General features: G+C 47.9%; 12 protein-coding genes. 6 read left to right on the top strand and 6 right to left on the bottom strand.

Annotated features, from left to right (window positions below; all coding sequences use genetic code 11):
- Positions 1-126: 126 nt before the first annotated feature.
- From OEY58_03450 to OEY58_03430, 5 genes are all read left to right on the top strand, one after another.
- Positions 127-1,128 (top strand): c-type cytochrome, encoded by a 1,002-nt coding sequence (locus OEY58_03450; protein ID MDH5324496.1) that lies wholly within the window; start codon positions 127-129, stop codon positions 1,126-1,128.
- Positions 1,125-3,653 (top strand): EAL domain-containing protein, encoded by a 2,529-nt coding sequence (locus tag OEY58_03445; protein ID MDH5324495.1) that lies wholly within the window; start codon positions 1,125-1,127, stop codon positions 3,651-3,653. Before OEY58_03450 ends, OEY58_03445 begins: the two co-directional genes overlap by 4 nt.
- A gap of 184 nt (positions 3,654-3,837) precedes the next feature.
- Positions 3,838-5,130, top strand: a complete 1,293-nt coding sequence (locus OEY58_03440; protein ID MDH5324494.1) for a 1-acyl-sn-glycerol-3-phosphate acyltransferase — start codon at positions 3,838-3,840, stop codon at positions 5,128-5,130.
- Between the two features lie 153 nt (positions 5,131-5,283).
- Positions 5,284-6,543 carry a hypothetical protein gene (locus tag OEY58_03435; protein ID MDH5324493.1) on the top strand — a complete coding sequence of 420 codons (1,260 nt, stop codon included), beginning with the start codon at positions 5,284-5,286 and terminating at the stop codon, positions 6,541-6,543.
- Between the two features lie 165 nt (positions 6,544-6,708).
- Positions 6,709-8,817 carry an EAL domain-containing protein gene (locus OEY58_03430; GenBank protein ID MDH5324492.1) on the top strand — a complete coding sequence of 703 codons (2,109 nt, stop codon included), beginning with the start codon at positions 6,709-6,711 and terminating at the stop codon, positions 8,815-8,817.
- A 30-nt stretch (positions 8,818-8,847) separates the two neighbouring features.
- Here OEY58_03430 and OEY58_03425 read toward each other — a convergent pair whose 3' ends face one another.
- Positions 8,848-10,770 carry a methyl-accepting chemotaxis protein gene (locus OEY58_03425; protein ID MDH5324491.1) on the bottom strand — a complete coding sequence of 641 codons (1,923 nt, stop codon included), beginning with the start codon at positions 10,768-10,770 and terminating at the stop codon, positions 8,848-8,850.
- Between the two features lie 162 nt (positions 10,771-10,932).
- Between OEY58_03425 and OEY58_03420 the strand changes: the two genes are divergently transcribed.
- Positions 10,933-11,226 (top strand): hypothetical protein, encoded by a 294-nt coding sequence (locus OEY58_03420; GenBank protein ID MDH5324490.1) that lies wholly within the window; start codon positions 10,933-10,935, stop codon positions 11,224-11,226.
- Between the two features lie 18 nt (positions 11,227-11,244).
- Here OEY58_03420 and OEY58_03415 read toward each other — a convergent pair whose 3' ends face one another.
- The 5 genes from OEY58_03415 to OEY58_03395 all read right to left on the bottom strand — a co-directional run bounded on the left by OEY58_03415 (position 11,245) and on the right by OEY58_03395 (position 16,644).
- Complete coding sequence (locus tag OEY58_03415; GenBank protein MDH5324489.1) at positions 11,245-11,469, bottom strand: DUF2892 domain-containing protein; 225 nt, start codon at positions 11,467-11,469, stop codon at positions 11,245-11,247.
- Between the two features lie 39 nt (positions 11,470-11,508).
- Positions 11,509-12,669 carry a GGDEF domain-containing protein gene (locus tag OEY58_03410; protein MDH5324488.1) on the bottom strand — a complete coding sequence of 387 codons (1,161 nt, stop codon included), beginning with the start codon at positions 12,667-12,669 and terminating at the stop codon, positions 11,509-11,511.
- Between the two features lie 196 nt (positions 12,670-12,865).
- Positions 12,866-13,762, bottom strand: a complete 897-nt coding sequence (locus OEY58_03405; protein ID MDH5324487.1) for a CoB--CoM heterodisulfide reductase iron-sulfur subunit B family protein — start codon at positions 13,760-13,762, stop codon at positions 12,866-12,868.
- A gap of 14 nt (positions 13,763-13,776) precedes the next feature.
- The gene (locus OEY58_03400; GenBank protein MDH5324486.1) at positions 13,777-14,397 is read right to left on the bottom strand and encodes a 4Fe-4S dicluster domain-containing protein; all 621 of its coding nucleotides are present in this window, start codon (positions 14,395-14,397) and stop codon (positions 13,777-13,779) included.
- An 18-nt stretch (positions 14,398-14,415) separates the two neighbouring features.
- Positions 14,416-16,644 carry an FAD-dependent oxidoreductase gene (locus OEY58_03395; protein ID MDH5324485.1) on the bottom strand — a complete coding sequence of 743 codons (2,229 nt, stop codon included), beginning with the start codon at positions 16,642-16,644 and terminating at the stop codon, positions 14,416-14,418.

Below are 16,644 nucleotides of genomic sequence, written 5' to 3'. Positions count from 1 at the left end.
CCAAAAGGATTAGTATACCTACATAGATTGCTCAGCAATTCCAATACGAAGCCGGACAGGATAAGGCCTTTATTCAGGCCGCTTGTAACACAGCTCCCAACTCATTCTCGGCGGGGGATACAGAGAATGCGGTCCAAGACTATAATGCATGGATTGAGTCAATGCAGTTTGCCCTATTGCGCACTGGTTGCTGTCTGCGCATCCGTTATTATGTTATCCCTGTACAAGAATGCTACAGCACATGACCATGACGTGTTGCTGCTTAACGAACCTGTTCAACCCATTCCGGTAATAGACATCGACAGGCGAAAGTTTAGTCTGGGAGAATCTCTGTTTCATGAAAAACAACTGGACCGTCACGAGCGTAAATCCTGCAGCAGTTGCCACGACTTAAGCAAAGGAGGTAGTGATGGCAAAACCACCTCACGCCCCCTTAACCCCGAAGAGCCCAGAAGTAAGGAGGTCAATACCCCCACTATTTTTAACGTTAAATTCAACGACAGCTATTATTGGAACGGATTGTTCGAAAGCCTGGACGAGCAATTGGATGACGCTCTATTGGAACTCAACGATTCCTGGCAAATTCTGGCATCTCGCTTAGCCCACATTCCCAGCTATGAGAGAAAATTTAACCTTCTATATAGTGATGGTATTACCGCCACCAACATCAAAGATGCCCTGAGTTATTACGTAGCCTCACTCAGCACGCCAAATTCTCCCTTTGATCAATACCTTAGAGGAAAACCCAAGGCCATTGATGAAAAACAAAAAACAGGATACCGGCTATTCAAACAACACGGTTGCATTGTCTGCCACCAAGGTATTAATGTGGGTGGCAATCTGACCCTTCCCCTGGCCGAAATTACACTTGACAAATTTTCGCCGGCGTTGGGTAATACCCTTACGGATCGAAATTCGGGCAAAAATAACAAAATTCGAGTTCCCAGCCTGCGCAATGTGGCCCTAACCGCCCCCTATCTACACGATGGCTCAGCAGCCACCTTGGAAGGAGCGGTAAACCACATGTCGAGACAAGCACCGGGGCTCTCAATACCAAAACAGGACACGGACTTGATTATACGTTTCCTAAAATCCCTCACTGGGGAGTACAACGGACAAATGCTGTGAAATTACCGTTTTCACGAGTCATACTTGCGTTTTCGGCATTGATACTGACTGTCAGCGCGGTCTATATCAGTCGGCAGACGGTGGACTGGGAGCAGCATGAACATTCTCTGGGAAATTTGCGCAATATCCAGCTCAAGGATTCGCAGATCAACCAGGAAGTGCTCAAGATCCGCTTTGCGGCCTACTCCGATTATGACAAAGTGTCACAAATAGCTACCGATCTGCGCACCCACGCCAAGTCCCTTGAGCAGGTTTCCGATTCTCTGGCCCCCATGAGCCGGGCTCTAAGCCAAAACCTGATGAAAAAAATCCAACTTTTGGAACAATTCAAGTCAGCCAATGCTTTGTTGAAAAACGCTTTGATCAGTCTTCCTACGCTAATGGAAAACACCAAACCGCATTTGCGATTCTTAAGAGGTTACCAAAAAATCAGTAGCCGTCTGGACAAATTAGCCCACGTCACCTTACTCAACAGCCAACTTTCCGGCACTTTAGCAGCAGACATAAATACAGAATTGGACGCGATCGCCACCTGGCAAGTCAACAAGCCAAAAACCACCGCCCCTTACATTAACAAAGTCGTGCGACACATAGAATTTATCAGCGAAAAACAAACCGAGGTAGGCAACATCATTAATAACATGCTGCAATTACCCATCGCGGATATCACCAAATCCATGCAGCAAATCCATTTGGATCGTCACGAAGCAAGGCTCGCGGACACCAATGCCAGCCGGATTTTACTCTACGTGTTATCCCTTGCCTTGCTCACGTACACTGTCCTGGTGTTATTCAAACTCAAACGCAATAGCCAGGAACTAAACGAAGAAAAAGATCGGGCATTGGTTACCCTGCAATCCATCGGCGACGGAGTCATCACCACTGACGCCTTTGGTAATGTCCGTTTTTTAAACCCCATTGCCGAAGAACTCACGGGCTGGACCACAGCAGAAGCACAGCAAGAAAAACTCAACAATATTTTCAAAATTCAAGACGAGCAAACCAAGACCCCAATTGAGGGCTTGGTGGACCAATGCATCAGCGAAAATCGCCAAGTCAGCAGCACAGAATCCAGCATACTCATCAGTCGAGATGGCAAAACCACTCCAATTGAAGAAAGCGTGGCACCTATTCGAGGTAGTGACGAACAATTATTGGGTGCCATTATTGTGTTTCGTGACGTCAGCCGTACCCGCGATCTAAGCCGCAAATTGGCATTTCAAGCCAGTCACGATGCCCTCACCGGAGTGATTAATCGACGTGCGTTTGACCGTAAACTCAAATACGCGATCAGCAGCGCCAAGCGCAACGGCCGCCATCATTCCCTGTTTTACCTGGATTTGGACCAGTTTAAAATCGTCAATGACACCTGCGGTCACGATGCCGGCGACCACCTTTTAATCAAAGTCACTTCGCTGTTGCAGCAAAAATTACGCAATGTGGATACCTTGGCTCGGCTCGGGGGCGATGAGTTCGGCATATTGCTGGAAAATTCCAACCTGGACTATGCCTTGAATTTCGCCAAGGAACTGCTGTATGAATTCAAAAACTTTCGTTTTAATTGGCAAGGCATTAGCTTCCAGCTGGGCACCAGCATCGGCATAGTGCAGATTCACAAGGGAACCGAGAGCATAGTCAGTTTGCTCAGCGCCGCCGACATGGCCTGCTACGTAGCAAAAGACATGGGGCGTAACCGCTTCCATGTGTTTCACAATAAAGACAAGGAACTCATGCGCAAGCACGGTGAAATGCAGTGGGTGTCCCGACTCACCCAAGCATTCAAAGAAGGGCGTTTTGTCCTATATCGACAAGCAGTGGTGCCACTACGGAACCAATTGAGCAATACCCAACGCCATTATGAGTTACTTATCCGTCTGCGTGATGACACAGACGAACTGATATTACCCAGCAGCTTCATACCCGCTGCCGAACGATACAATATCATGCCTATACTGGATCGCTGGGTGATCCGAACTGCATTTGAACAGTGTTTTCAGTTCTCCAGCAACGATCGTTACGCCATCAACCTGTCCGGCACTTCGCTGAACAGCGGTACTTTACTGGAATATATAACCAAGGAACTGCGACGTACACCCGTGATCCCGGATAATGTCTGCTTTGAAATCACGGAGACGGCTGCCATCGAAAATCTGGAAAAAGCCGCCAAGCTCATCAAAGAACTCAAACAACTGGGATTTAAGTTTGCTCTGGATGATTTTGGCAAAGGCCTGAGTTCCTACTCTTACCTTAGCAACCTGCCCGTGGACTATTTAAAAATAGACGGAGAATTCGTCAGCAATCTAACAGACAACCCCGTCAACTGCGAAATCATTAAATCCGTTAACCACATTGGGCATTTGTTGGGCATGAAAACCATTGCTGAGTGTGTAGAAAACGAGAAAACCTCCAACAAACTGGCGGCCATGGGCGTAGATTTCGCTCAAGGCCATAAATTCGGTCTGCCGGAACCCATTTTTGTTAACTGGGCTTTGGCAGAATCCTCTTCGATTATCAACGTCAATTAGGGGCCGCGGCTGAGCCCACAATCCCGGATGCTTTACTTTTTTGCATTGAAGCTTACAATGACCTGTGGTTTGTGATTGAGTAAGCAAGATGGCATCTACACCCTGTACAAATACGACATTAGCGCCAAGCATCCAAGCCAAAAACGGAATTTTTCAAAAAATGTGGCGAGGTTTTTGCCGCGTTATGGTGAACGTTTTCTACCGCGAACTGGAGATTTCCGGTCTGGAAAACTTACCCCAAAGTGGTGCCGTGATCCTATGTGCAAACCACGCCAATGCCCTGGCGGATGCTCTGATAGTACAAACGATAACCACGAAAACTGTACACCCCATTGCCCGTAGCGGTCTGTTTAAAAATCCTGTATTGAAACCGGTTCTCAATTTGATTCAGGCCGTTCCTGTATACCGACAACAGGACGGCGAAGGCGACATGAACCACAATCTGGATATGTTCGCTCGCTGTCATGACATGCTGGAGATTGGCGAGTGGCTATTAATCTTTCCTGAGGGGCAAAGCCATTCAGATCCCAAACTGAGAACCTTGAAAACCGGCATAGCCCGTCTGGCTGAAGGCGCTTTACAGCGCAACATCGAACCCCTCATTGTCCCCATCGGTTTGAATTTTTCCGATAAAGGTCGTTTTCGCAGCCGTGTACTCATCAAAATCAACCCACCCTTGGCCGCCCAACAGGAACTGGACCGCATCGGCCCAGACCCGGAACGGATTCGGTTATTTACCCACAAAATTCAAACCGAACTGGAAGCGGTCACCCTCAATGCAGACAGCGAAGGTGACTTTGAATTTATCCAGTGGTTGGAGCGTTTTTTTGCCATGCGCCACGGCAAGTACAGACGTCGAAGTATGGAGTTGCGATTCAAGGCGTTGAAAAAAATCGCTCAAGCACAAGAACACTTGCGGGAGCATTGTCCCAACAAAGTGGTACAGCTCAAACGCCAACTGGCGCAATTTGAGCGCCTATGCCAACATTGGGGAATCCGCGACTATACACTGACCTTTGACTACCGGCTGGGCAACGTGAGTCGCTTCATTCTACGCAGCATCGCGGTTATTGTCTTGGTTTTGCCCTTGGCCGCCTGGGGTATTCTGAACTCTATTGCCCCGTTTATATTAACACGGGCCATTGCCCGCGCCGTATCGAAAGGTCGCGACCAATACGACACTGCGAAAATGGTCCTGGGATTATTCTTTTTCTGGATATTTTGGGGCACTCAAACCGCACTTGTATTCTATTATTATGAAATCGGGGCGGCATTGCTCTATGCCGCCAGCCTGCCTATCAGTGCAGCCCTGGCGCTGTTTTATCGTAAAGAACGACGCCGTATTTGGGAAAACCTGCGGGTGTTCGCCCTATTTGTCCGCAAGCGTAAACTCAGGCGTTATCTGGAAGCCAAACGCAAGCATATCGAAGCAGAACTGGCGCAGCTGGTGCGCATAGCCAAAAAAACGACTTTGTAGTCACCAAGACCTGATTCCCTGTATAACTGCGGCTCACCGTCCAGGTTGCGACGCGTAGCGCAACTCCTACCCTGTTTAATTCTGGAATAATCCAACGAATCACCTATTATTAACCTCATTACAAAGAAAACCAACGACCTACGGAGCTTCTCCATGACAGTCAATATCATGAAAATATACCACCGCTTGAATCCACGTCTGAACTTCCTCTGTATTCTATGCCTACTTGCCTCGGCTTGTGCCGGTCCCACAGTGAAGCAACGAGTCCTTATGCCCGCCAACGCCGATGTGATGAAAAATTCAAAAAAACTCGCCGTTATCGACTTTCATGGTGATCGCAAAGGGATATTTACGGCGAAAATGGAAGCGTTTTTTACCAACATCCGAGTCCAGGGTTCGCCGTACTTTGCCGTCATTGACCCCGGCATGATGGATTCGATAGTGGCCAACAATTTTACGGTACCTCAACACCTACTGCAGGAAGCAGCCCAATTTGGCGAATCGGGCGACATTGCCTCTATATTGTCCTTGTTTGACGCCATCCCCAAACCACCGGGACTCAAACCAATAAAAACCGGTCCCAGAAAGTCCCCAAGACGCCGGGCACGCAATGAGGTTTCACTGCCTGAGATCACACCTCCAAGCTATGTGTTTCAACGACAAGACGCCGTACGATTGGGACAATTATCGGGAGCAGATACGATTTTAACCGGTGCGGTCAAATGGCCTTTTGTTAACTATGAGCGCTACGAAAAAGAAGAAAGCGAATGCGTTAAGTACGAACAAAAAAACAATCCCTTAACACCCGGCATTAGCTCCAAAAAATGTGTGGAATACGTCAAACATAAAATACCCTGCACCAAACAAAGTGCGGAGATTGAATTTGCCATTAAAGCTGTCAATGTTGACAACAATCAAATCACCTTTGCCAAAACCTATAGCGCTAATCAAACCCATAGTTATTGCAATAACGAAAAGAACAACCAGGCCAAAGACCCCGTTGATTTGTCAAAGATGGCAATGGATACCGCTATCGAGAAAATGCGGCACGACGTCGCACCTTATGAAATCACCATGTCCATTCAATTGTTAAATAAAGATGGCAGTGAACTCAAAGACCACAAAGAAGCAAAATCCATTTTTGACAGCGCCTTACGCTTTGCAAAAAGCGGCCATCTGGACCGTGCCTGCAATGATTTTCACCGGGCCCAGCAGTTGTATAACCAGTCTGCTGCTATTTACTACAACCTAGGTGTTTGCGCTGAAGTCAAAAATGACATGGAACTGGCTCTGGACAATTATCGTCATGCCGAGACCTTGCTGAAAAAGCCCAACCGATACGTCACTCAGGCTTTTGCACGAGTTGAAGACCGTATCGAGAAAGATCGAATCGTTGCAGATCAATTGCGATAGCCCCTTCTTTTAATCCTCAACAAGAAAGGCGGACGCAGTCCGCCCTTTTTGCTTAAGATTCAAGCATATTTAACATTTCCCACTTCAATCCCGGGCGTTTGCATCCGATAAAACAATGACATCCGGAATTCGCCCAATATTGCCCCATAACTTGAACGCGAGCAGATGAAAGTCGAGACCGACAGCCCAATCGAATTTAACAACGATGTTAACAATATACTCGTCGTAGACGACGACCCTGTCATTTCTGCTCTCGTATCCAGCCTACTGGGCTTATACGGCATTAGAGTGCATGGAGCGAGCTGTTTAAAGGAAGCCTACCATGCCTGCCAAGTCTGTCCACCCGATTTGATTTTGTTAGACTACGCATTGCCGGATGGCAGCGGGCTCGAGTTTATAGAAACACTGAGGGCGAAAGACGAACCGCTCCCGCCGATAATCATGCTGACCTGGCGCAATGACAATACCATTATCGAACGCTGTCTCGACAAAGGTGTCACAGATTTCATACCCAAGCCCGTCAACCCCCAGTTATTGTCACAAAGAGTTATATACACACTACGCGCATCCATAAACGAACGAGAACTCCATACAAAACGCAAGCAGTTGGTAGAAATCCAAAAAATAGCCGGTATAGCCTATTGGGAATTTGACCCGGTGAAGCGCACTGTATTTTGTACCGAAGAACTGTTTGAGCTACTAAACCGCAAGGAACAAGACCTGGATATAAGCCCGGAGGAGTTCCTTGCGCTTATTCATCCCGGCGACAGAGACTTTTTTTCCAGTCTGTTTTCACAAACGCTGCATCCGGATTTAACCTTTCAACTGGAACACCGCATGCTGGGAGAATCGGATGAAACGGTTTATGTGCAAGAGCATGGCGAGGTGGTGAACGCGGACAATCGACACCTGAAACTCACATGCACGGTCCAAAATATCAGTGACAAAGTAGAGTACGACCTGCAACTGCATCAACAGCTCAGTTTCGACGAGCTGACCAAACTTCCTAAACTCCGTTTACTCATACATCAACTCAACGAACTTATTATTGCCAAGAAAACTGAACAACTCGGTGTCATCTGTATAGGGATCGACCGTTTTAAACAAATCAATGATTCTTTTGGTTATGACAAAGGCAACAAGCTTCTGCTTCAACTAAGTGATCGACTAAACCAGTGCGGCGCAAAACTTATCGGTCGCATCAGCGGGGATATTTTCATTCTAGTCACTCCGTCAACCAAAGCAGAAAATGAAATTCAATATTTTATAGACAATCTCACACAACAACTGCACAAAACTTTCACGCTTGACCAACACGAAATCTATCTTACGTTCAGTCTGGGCACTGCCTTTTACCCCAAACAGCACGGCAATGGCGACATGCTGATTCAATACGCTGAATCCGCCATGTTTGTTGCAAAAGCGAAAGGTGGTAATCGACAAACCAGATACCAAAAAAGCTCTATTAACATCGCTTCTGAAAGACTGGCCACACTAACAGAACTGCGCAAAGCCATTGGCCGAGAAAACTTCACCTTGTATTACCAACCTCAGGTATCTGTTAGCAACCGCAGCCTTCAAGGAATGGAGGCCTTAATCCGTTGGCAGCACCCTGAAAAAGGACTGATCCCTCCGGACCAGTTTATACCTCTTGCTGAGGAAACCGGGCTGATCGTACCAATTGGTCGCTGGGCCTTGAGAACTGCCGCAAACCAGGTAAGCCAATGGATCGCCGCCGGTTACGGTAAATTGAAAGTAGGTGTAAACCTTTCTGCACAGCAATTTGAAGATGCCGCATTGATTAAGGATGTGGAAAAGGTACTTGCCGATACGGGCATCCCCCCGGGCTGCCTGGACCTGGAACTCACCGAATCCTGCGTCATGAGCGATATAGGACGAACGATCAATATTCTGTCCGCATTTCGGGAAATGGGGGTACAAACCTCTATGGACGATTTTGGCACCGGGTATTCGTCTCTCAGTTCCCTAAAACACATGCCCTTACAAACGCTAAAAATTGACCGCTCCTTCATCTGGGATATACAACCCAATGGTGAAAACGGTGAAATAGCCAAACTGATTATTGCTTTATGCCACACCCTGAATATGAATGTAATCGCAGAAGGCGTTGAAACCCAGGAACAGATGAATTTTTTGGTGCAGCATAATTGCAATGAGGCGCAGGGGTTTTATATCAGCAGGCCCTTACCCGAGATCGTTTTCGAGAAAAAGTTTTTAAACCCACACAACAACAGATATCGCAGTGCGTCTTAGTCCGGCAACCTCGCATATACAACGACCACATTAGACACTACCGGCATTCTTTCCAACCTTCCCTACAGAAAAGAAAGCCAATGCCTGACGAACCCGTTGAACCTGAGCTAACATTTGCCTCGCAGTAACCTCTAATTCCTCGGAAGAGACAGCCCCCATTTTTGCCGCTCTGTCTAACTGGTGGATAGAATGACTGACAGCGGTCACATCCCGGGCCTGCTCCTGCGAAGCGCTCGAAATTTGACTCACCAATTCCGCTGTTTCCACAATCCCTGGGACTACCTCCCGAATCAAACCACCGGCCACCTCGGCGACTGCAACACTATTTTGCGCCAATTCACCAATTTCATGAGCCGACTGTTGACTGCGTTCGGCCAGTTTGCGCACCTCTTCTGCGACTACAGAAAAACCTCGACCATGATCACCCGCTCTGGCGGATTCAATGGCGGCATTGAGTGCGAGCAAATTGGTTTTGTAGGCAATATCTTCGATCAACGACACCCTTTCCGCAATGCTTTGCATTGCATCCACGGTATCCTGCACTGCCCTCCCGCCTTTTTGTGTTTTCTCTGAAACTGCCGCAGCAATGCTTTGGGTTCTTGTTGCATTGTCAGAATTGATTCCCACAGACTCAGAAATCAACTTTAAGGAGGTACTTATTTCCTCCAGGGAATGCGCCTGCTTTAAGGCCGAGTGATTCAATTGTTTGGAAGACGTGTTCACATGAATCGCCGCCTGATTCACCTCACTGATAGAGTCCAGAATATTGCCAATAACATCGGCCATGCGATCGTTCAACTGCATCATGGCTGCAAGACTTTGTCCGGTTTCATCGGCGCTGTGATCACCGTGTCCCGACTCCTGCAGGCTCCCGCTCGCAATGCGTAAGGCGGTTTGTTTCATATGTTCCAGCGAATTGACAATGCGAACGACAACGGTGGCAATCAGTAGAGCCACCGCCACACTGACCAGAACCACAACAACAATGAGGGAGAAAGCCGCACGGGTCACGTATCCTGTTTCAGCAACAACATTTTCCACCTTAGCATCGGCATCGGACTCCACTTTAGCTAAGAAGTCGATGAGCTCCCGGGTCGTGTGTAAATAGCCTGCGTACCTGCGCTGCAAACGTATGTACGTGGAAACCGCAGTTTGAAAGCCCCCCACTACCGCATCCGAGCGCTGTGAAAACTCCTGCGCCAGGGTCTTTCCGGAACGGTGCTTTTCCTGAACAAACAGTTTGGCCACACTTACCAACTTTGCGGTTTTGCGATACTGGGTGATACGTTTATCGACCTCACTGGAGCTCAACTCCGTTCCTGAAGTCCGCAACAAAGTTTCATAGGCAAAATAGATAGCTAAAAAATTAATCTGTGATTCCATGGCGGAATCCGCAGCAATCCACCGCTGGGACAAACCGGAGTTCCAACTGAGACGTTGATTCGGATTATTTTCCAAAACTTCAACGTAGGAATCTCCCAATTCTTCCAATTGAGTCAAAAATCCGTTAAATGCGGTAAAATCCACGTACAATTTCCGATCAGCTGTCACAAACTCTCGCAACAACTGAATCACTTCGCGTTGTGATTGGTTGAAAATATCCATATGTTGCTTAAGGCGAAGTATTTGGTTGGAGTTCATCAATCCTGCGGACATCAAGCGATCAAACGCTTTATCCGCGCTGTTTTTATGCACATCAAGGTTTAAAACCGCGTCTACATCATTTACATTCAAATTGCGCATTTGCAAAAGTGCGTTATTTACAGCGACTATTTCCAAACCGGTATGAATACTCCCTTCCATAGCTCCATCCGCGGTTTTCCAAGCCGGTCCGGTCACGTATTCCATAACAGAAACCACCTTGGAAACCCCAATAATTCCAGCGCCACCGCTGGCCAATACAAAAAATACCAACAAGCCCAGACTGGTCCATAGTTTGGTTTTTATCAACATTAGGTATCCTTGGCCCATCTCCACTAAGGTTTGAATGCAAACCCTACCGCAATTCACTATCGGTAACAGAATAAAGCACTTAATGTGACAAATGTTAAATTACCTGCACATGTGATTTTCCCGCCGCTTGACCCTGACTCAAAAGCCCAATAACCTAGTCCCATGACGGCTTCCGAATTACAAATCAACGAGTTAACTCAGAACGGTATTGTTTATACTTGGCGAGTGAATCGGACTGACTGGGTCCTGGACATTTACATACAACACAAATCCAGCGAAGGGCAGGTACTAAGAATCGGTTATAATTACCAGACTTCCAACAGCGAACCGCCCGAGATCGAAATCTCCGACAGTTTACTGACGAAAACTATAATATTTGCCCTGAAACAGGGCTGGCTTCCCACTGAGCCGGGCTTGGTTGACTTTGTTATCTACGGTGAAGAAGTTGATCCTTAAAACAAAGCTCAGAAGCACCTATAAGTTTTCACTGCGAGTGCTGAATCCAGTGACTTCGTAAAGAAAGCAGTAGGAAAACACGGCTGACAGCACTGCTACACTACCTATGACACCAAGAATAGCCAGGGACAGCATATCGTTGGTCAGCAGTTGAAATACCGGGCCTATGGCTAACAGTGTAGCCCCAACGGTAGCTCTAAATAGTCGATCCAAACTGTTCATGTTACGACGAAATTTAATCATCTCACTGCTCTCTTTGCTGGTGGGAAACCGTCAGCGCGCTCATATCACCGCATTACATTTCCGGGTACCGGATGTGACTACATCCATTTGACTGGATTTCGAAAAATAGGTTCCGCCACCATTTTGCTTGGCCTCATACATTGCCAGATCCGCATGATGGATGAGACTCTGCACGGTACTATGTTGCCGGGAATATATGCAAACACCTATGCTGGCGCCCAAGGTTTGAGTAGACAGATCCAACTGATAAGGCTTGTCCAAAACCGTCTGTACACGAGCAAACGCAGTATGCAGTGATGCTTCATCAATACCCTGCAATAACACGATAAACTCATCGCCACCCAGTCGCGCCACCGTATCCATCTCTCGCACCAAAGATCGTAATCGTTGGCTCACCTGACGCAACACCTCATCACCACTGGCATGTCCCAAACGGTCATTTACCGCTTTGAATCCATTTAAATCGATCAAGGCGCAGGCAAAGGTACTCCCCTCACGCTCACATTGCTGAATCATTTTCTCCATGCGATCAGTCATCAAACGGCGGTTTGGCAACCCGGTTAAGGCATCATATAAGGCCATTTGTTGCATCTCGTCCTGTACGCCACGCAATTCCCGGCAAATGCGCCGAAATATAACTGTCACCCAAGCCATCAACCAAAGGTAGAACAAGAACGGCACCACTAATCGCTGTTTATAGGCATACAGCGTCGCGGCATAACCGGCACTGACAAACGGATGTAAAACCAACAAATAATTTCCGTTGGTAGCGCCTCTCACCAAGGCCCAACTATAGACCTGGCCTTCCCACTCAAAATACCCACCGTCGGGGCTAAAGCGACTGTATTCCAATCCAGTCAAAGTATTGGGTAAATATTCAGGTAGACTCCGAGCTCTGCCCAGAGGCAATATCCGATTCCCGATGACACGATACACCTGATAGCGATCGGAAGCCGGGAAAAGCGGCACCGCTTCCCCCTGGATGGTACGGGCAATTTTCTCTTGCCCTAACACTTCACTGAATAAACGACTGGTCGTTTCAACCCCGTGTAGAATCTCCAATTCCTGCGACGCCCGAAAAACGGCTATAGAAATCAAAAACACCCCAATCAAGGAAGTCACCACAAAAAGTGCCTGAAACCGGGGTTCTGTCTTAAAAATACGAGTATCTGCTTGGGTTAAATACGGCATTTTTTTCATTCTCAGTTACCATTTTCACCGCTTCTCCATCGCATATCGTCCGCAAAACAATCAACTTAACAAATACTTTACATTTTCAGTCAGTAAAATACCGGGCTTTTTTTGAAAATAGTATATCAATATATTGATATTGAAATTAGAAGCAAAAAAAAAGCGCTCCGAAGGAGCGCTCTTGTTTTTTTCCGGTAAAGTCCCGCTATTTAACTTTTTGTTCCAATTTCGTGGCTTTGATGATTTGACCATCCAAAGCGGCTTCCTTGTGACTCTTACCATAGGCAACACTCATTAGGGTGCTGTAATACACGACAGGCATTTTAAACTTCGTGCCATACGTTTTGTTGATTTGGTCTTGATAAACTTCCGTATTCATTTGACAAACGGGACAGGGCGTTACGATCATGTCGGCCCCATGATCGTAGGCAGATTCGATAATATCCTTAATCATGGCCTGGCTTTTTTCCGGTTCGGAAAATGCCAAAGCACCGCCGCAACACTGAACCTTTTTTTCATACTTGCTTAAAGGCTCGGCCCCCATAGTTTCAACCAGCTTGTCCAGATACATGGGGTTTTCGTAAGACTCGCCATCAATCCCAAAAGGACGATTAGTCTGGCACCCAACATAACCGGCTATTTTCAAGCCTTCCAGAGGGTTGGTCACTTTGGAACCCAGTTGTTCATAGCCGAAGTCTTCAATTAGAACCTCTACCATGTGACGAACGTTCTGAGAAGCGGCCACATTCAAACCGCCGGCAGCCAGGGCTTCGTTGGTTTCTTTCATCAAATGTTCATCTTCCAACAGGCGTTCGCGGGTTTCACGCGTGGCCAGCCAGCAGGCGGCGCAGGTCGCGACGATGTCTTGCCCGGCATTTTGTTGCTCGGACAGAGCCAAATTACGTGCGCTCAAAGCCAGGCGGGGTAATTCCCCACCCTCACCGTAACCGATGGAAGCAGAACAACAGTTCCAATCCTGAATTTCGTTTAACTGAATATCCAGGACATCACACATCGTCTTTATGGATGTATCGTAATTGGACGATGAAGCACCCTTCTGAGAAGAGCAACCGGGATAAAACGAGTATTCCTTTTTAGCCATTAGTCTATCTCTCCTCAAACTTGTTTGGCTTTAGCCAGTTCAATTTCACGGGCTTTTTTCAAAATTGCCTGTAGTTTGTCGGCGTCTTTGCATTTATGGCCACCGAAAAACTCCATGGGATTCATGCGTTTGGTTTTCCACATATTCAAGCCGATGTTTTTCATTTTCAACGCCGTCTTGATCCCTTCCATTGGGCCGTTCATGAAATACAGCCTCAAACCCAATTGCAACTCATTAACCCGTCCGGTCTTGGTGAGATTGTCCCAGAACAATTTGGCGAATTTACGCGTGGGTTGTTCCTTCGGCGCCAAACCCAAACGATGAGCATAGTGCGCCAGGCCGTGCATGATATGAGTAATCGGCAGGCCCCGCGGACAACGCACGATGCAGTTGTAACACGAGGTACACATCCACATGGAGTCGGAAGTTAATACCTCTTCGCGCTTACCGGCTCGGATCATCATAAAGATTTCCTGCGGCGGATGCGCCCAATGGGAGCCAAGAGGACAGGAGCCGGAGCACACGCCACATTGCATGCACATTTTCACCCACTGGCCTTCCTCTACATTGGCTTCCACTTCTTTAAGAAAATTGTTTCTGTACGCTTCGATGACGTCAGTATTCGATGCAGTCATTGTTCTTGTCCCCTCCGCCTAGAACTTAAACGGGCTCATGCCGATTTTTTCAATGGTCGCTGCCATATCGTTGATCAACTGGGCCACCCGCTCACTATCGGTAATCGCTACTTCGTAAGTGGCCACTCGCTCCCCCTCCAAAGATAAGCTCTTCAGCGTATCATCTACCTTACTCATGCGGTAATGCGCCATTTCCGATCCTTTAACGAAGTGACACTGATAGTTCTCACCTTTTTGGCAACCCATCAAGATCACACCGTCATAACCGCTGTTCATGGCGTCTGTGATCCAAACCAGATTGGTGGAACCCAAACAGCGTACCGGAATGATTCGTGCAAACGCACTGTATTCGTGACGGTTCATGCCGGCCATATCCAGGGCGGGGTAAGCGTCATTCTCACAAGCCAAGACCAGAATGCGTGGTTTTTCATCAAATTCTTCGGGAATATCCACACTCTTGAGCTGTTGCCCAACCGTTTCCACGGAATAATTTTCAAATGAGATAACCCGCACCGGACAAGCACCCATACAGGTTCCGCAACGGCGACAACGTGACTCATTAAACACCGGATAGCGTTGCTCGTCTTCGTCGATAGCACCGAAGGGGCACTCTACCGTACAACGTTTACACTGAGTGCAACCTTCCCGACGAAATGACGGGAAAGACAAATCGCCCGAGCGAGGATGAGCTGCACGACCTTTACCGGAGTTTTCTATAGCCTGTATCGCTTTTAACGCCGCACCGGTCGCATCTTCTTTGGCCTGTAAAATATCCATCGGACGACGTACCGGGCCGGTAGTATAGATACCCGTACGGCGAGTCTCATAGGGAAAACAGATGAAATGAGAATCATTGAAACCGTGCTTTAAATGCGGTAAATCCGGCCCCTGACGGTAGGTTAGGTTAAGGATGGACTCGACAGGAATGCTCACTTCAACCGTCCCATCCTCTTTGTCGGGTTTAGGCAGTGCATCGATATCCACACCTGAGTTGGCCACCATACCGGTTGCCAAGACCACCAGGTCCGCTTGTTCCGCTGACTCCTGAGCCAGGATCAAATCCTGAAACTTTACGGTAAGCTGGTCACCGATAAGTACCGAACTCACTTTACCTTTGGTAAAGGTAACACCTTTTTCCTGGCCACTGCGATAGAAGTCCTCGCCGCCCGCACCCGGAGTGCGTAAATCCGTGTAGATCACATTAGCATCAATGCTCGGATTGGCATCTTTGAAATACATAGCTTGCTTGATGGAAGTGAGGCAGCAATGTCCGGAACAATAGGGTAAATGACCTTCCTCATTGCTACGCTGGCCGGCGCATTGTACAAAGATAACACTGCTGACTTCCTTACCATCGGAAGGCCGCTTAATGGGGCCGCCATTGGCTGCTTTGGCCAAAGCTTCCAACTCCGATTGAGTGACGACATCCTTGGACTTGTCATAAGCCAATTCCGGCAGCTTGTTGGCATCGTAAGGCGTAAAGCCGGATGCCTGAATAATAGAACCGAAGGTTTCAGTGGAAGTGGAACCGCTTTCTGTACTGATATCCACAGAAAAACGTCCGGGAGAACCGTCGGTTTTAGTCACCGTGGAATTCAAATGGACAGTGATCTTATTGTCAGCGCCCACTGCCAGAATCATTTCCTCCACGCCGGTGGGCACGGGATCCTTGTACGGGGCTTTATCGGGAATACGCTTATAAAATCCTGCTGTATGACCACCCAGCTGCGCGCCTTTCTCCACGATCGTGACGGAATAACCGGCTTTAGCCGCTTCTATGGCAGATGTCATACCACTGACACCACCACCAACGACTAGTATCTGATTATTGTAGGCGGCTTCGGCATTGGCTGCCGGCGGTTTTTGGAAACGAGCCTCAGCCACTGCCATGCGCACGTAATCCGCAGCCATTTCATGGGTGGTTTCCCGGGCTTCATCCGTATCCGGTCGTGCCCAGATCACACCCTCGCGCAAATTGGCGCGGGTGATGGCCACGTTTTCAAAATTAAAAGCTTCCGTCTTGGCACGGCGGGAACAAGCGCAAATGGCCACACGGTTCACACCCTCATTATCAATATCCGCCTGTATCATGGCAACGCCTTCAGCGTTACACAGGAAGTCATGTTCTTTAACAACATGGGCCTTGGCTTCGCGCTCGGCAATCATGGGTAATTGCGCCTCCCCAAGACGCTCGCCCAAACCACAACCCTTACAAATATAGGCGCCGATTTTTATTTCATCTGCCAC

The sequence above is a fragment of the Gammaproteobacteria bacterium genome (assembly GCA_029882975.1).
Classification (GTDB): domain Bacteria; phylum Pseudomonadota; class Gammaproteobacteria; order SZUA-152; family SZUA-152; genus JAJDNG01.
Note: the sequence above shows the minus strand (reverse complement) of the source record. Positions and strands in the feature narration are given on the sequence as shown.

Excerpts from the sequence above, each read along its gene's own strand:
- OEY58_03435 (MDH5324493.1), top strand. The coding sequence starts at position 5,284 with ATGACAGTCAATATCATGAAAATATACCACCGCTTGAATCCACGTCTG.
- OEY58_03400 (MDH5324486.1), bottom strand. The coding sequence starts at position 14,397 with ATGACTGCATCGAATACTGACGTCATCGAAGCGTACAGAAACAATTTT.
- OEY58_03450 (MDH5324496.1), top strand. The coding sequence starts at position 127 with ATGCGGTCCAAGACTATAATGCATGGATTGAGTCAATGCAGTTTGCCC.
- OEY58_03405 (MDH5324487.1), bottom strand. The coding sequence starts at position 13,762 with ATGGCTAAAAAGGAATACTCGTTTTATCCCGGTTGCTCTTCTCAGAAG.
- OEY58_03440 (MDH5324494.1), top strand. The coding sequence starts at position 3,838 with ATGGTGAACGTTTTCTACCGCGAACTGGAGATTTCCGGTCTGGAAAAC.
- OEY58_03420 (MDH5324490.1), top strand. The coding sequence starts at position 10,933 with ATGACGGCTTCCGAATTACAAATCAACGAGTTAACTCAGAACGGTATT.
- OEY58_03425 (MDH5324491.1), bottom strand. The coding sequence starts at position 10,770 with ATGTTGATAAAAACCAAACTATGGACCAGTCTGGGCTTGTTGGTATTT.
- OEY58_03415 (MDH5324489.1), bottom strand. The coding sequence starts at position 11,469 with ATGATTAAATTTCGTCGTAACATGAACAGTTTGGATCGACTATTTAGA.
- OEY58_03430 (MDH5324492.1), top strand. The coding sequence starts at position 6,709 with ATGAAAGTCGAGACCGACAGCCCAATCGAATTTAACAACGATGTTAAC.
- OEY58_03410 (MDH5324488.1), bottom strand. The coding sequence starts at position 12,669 with ATGAAAAAAATGCCGTATTTAACCCAAGCAGATACTCGTATTTTTAAG.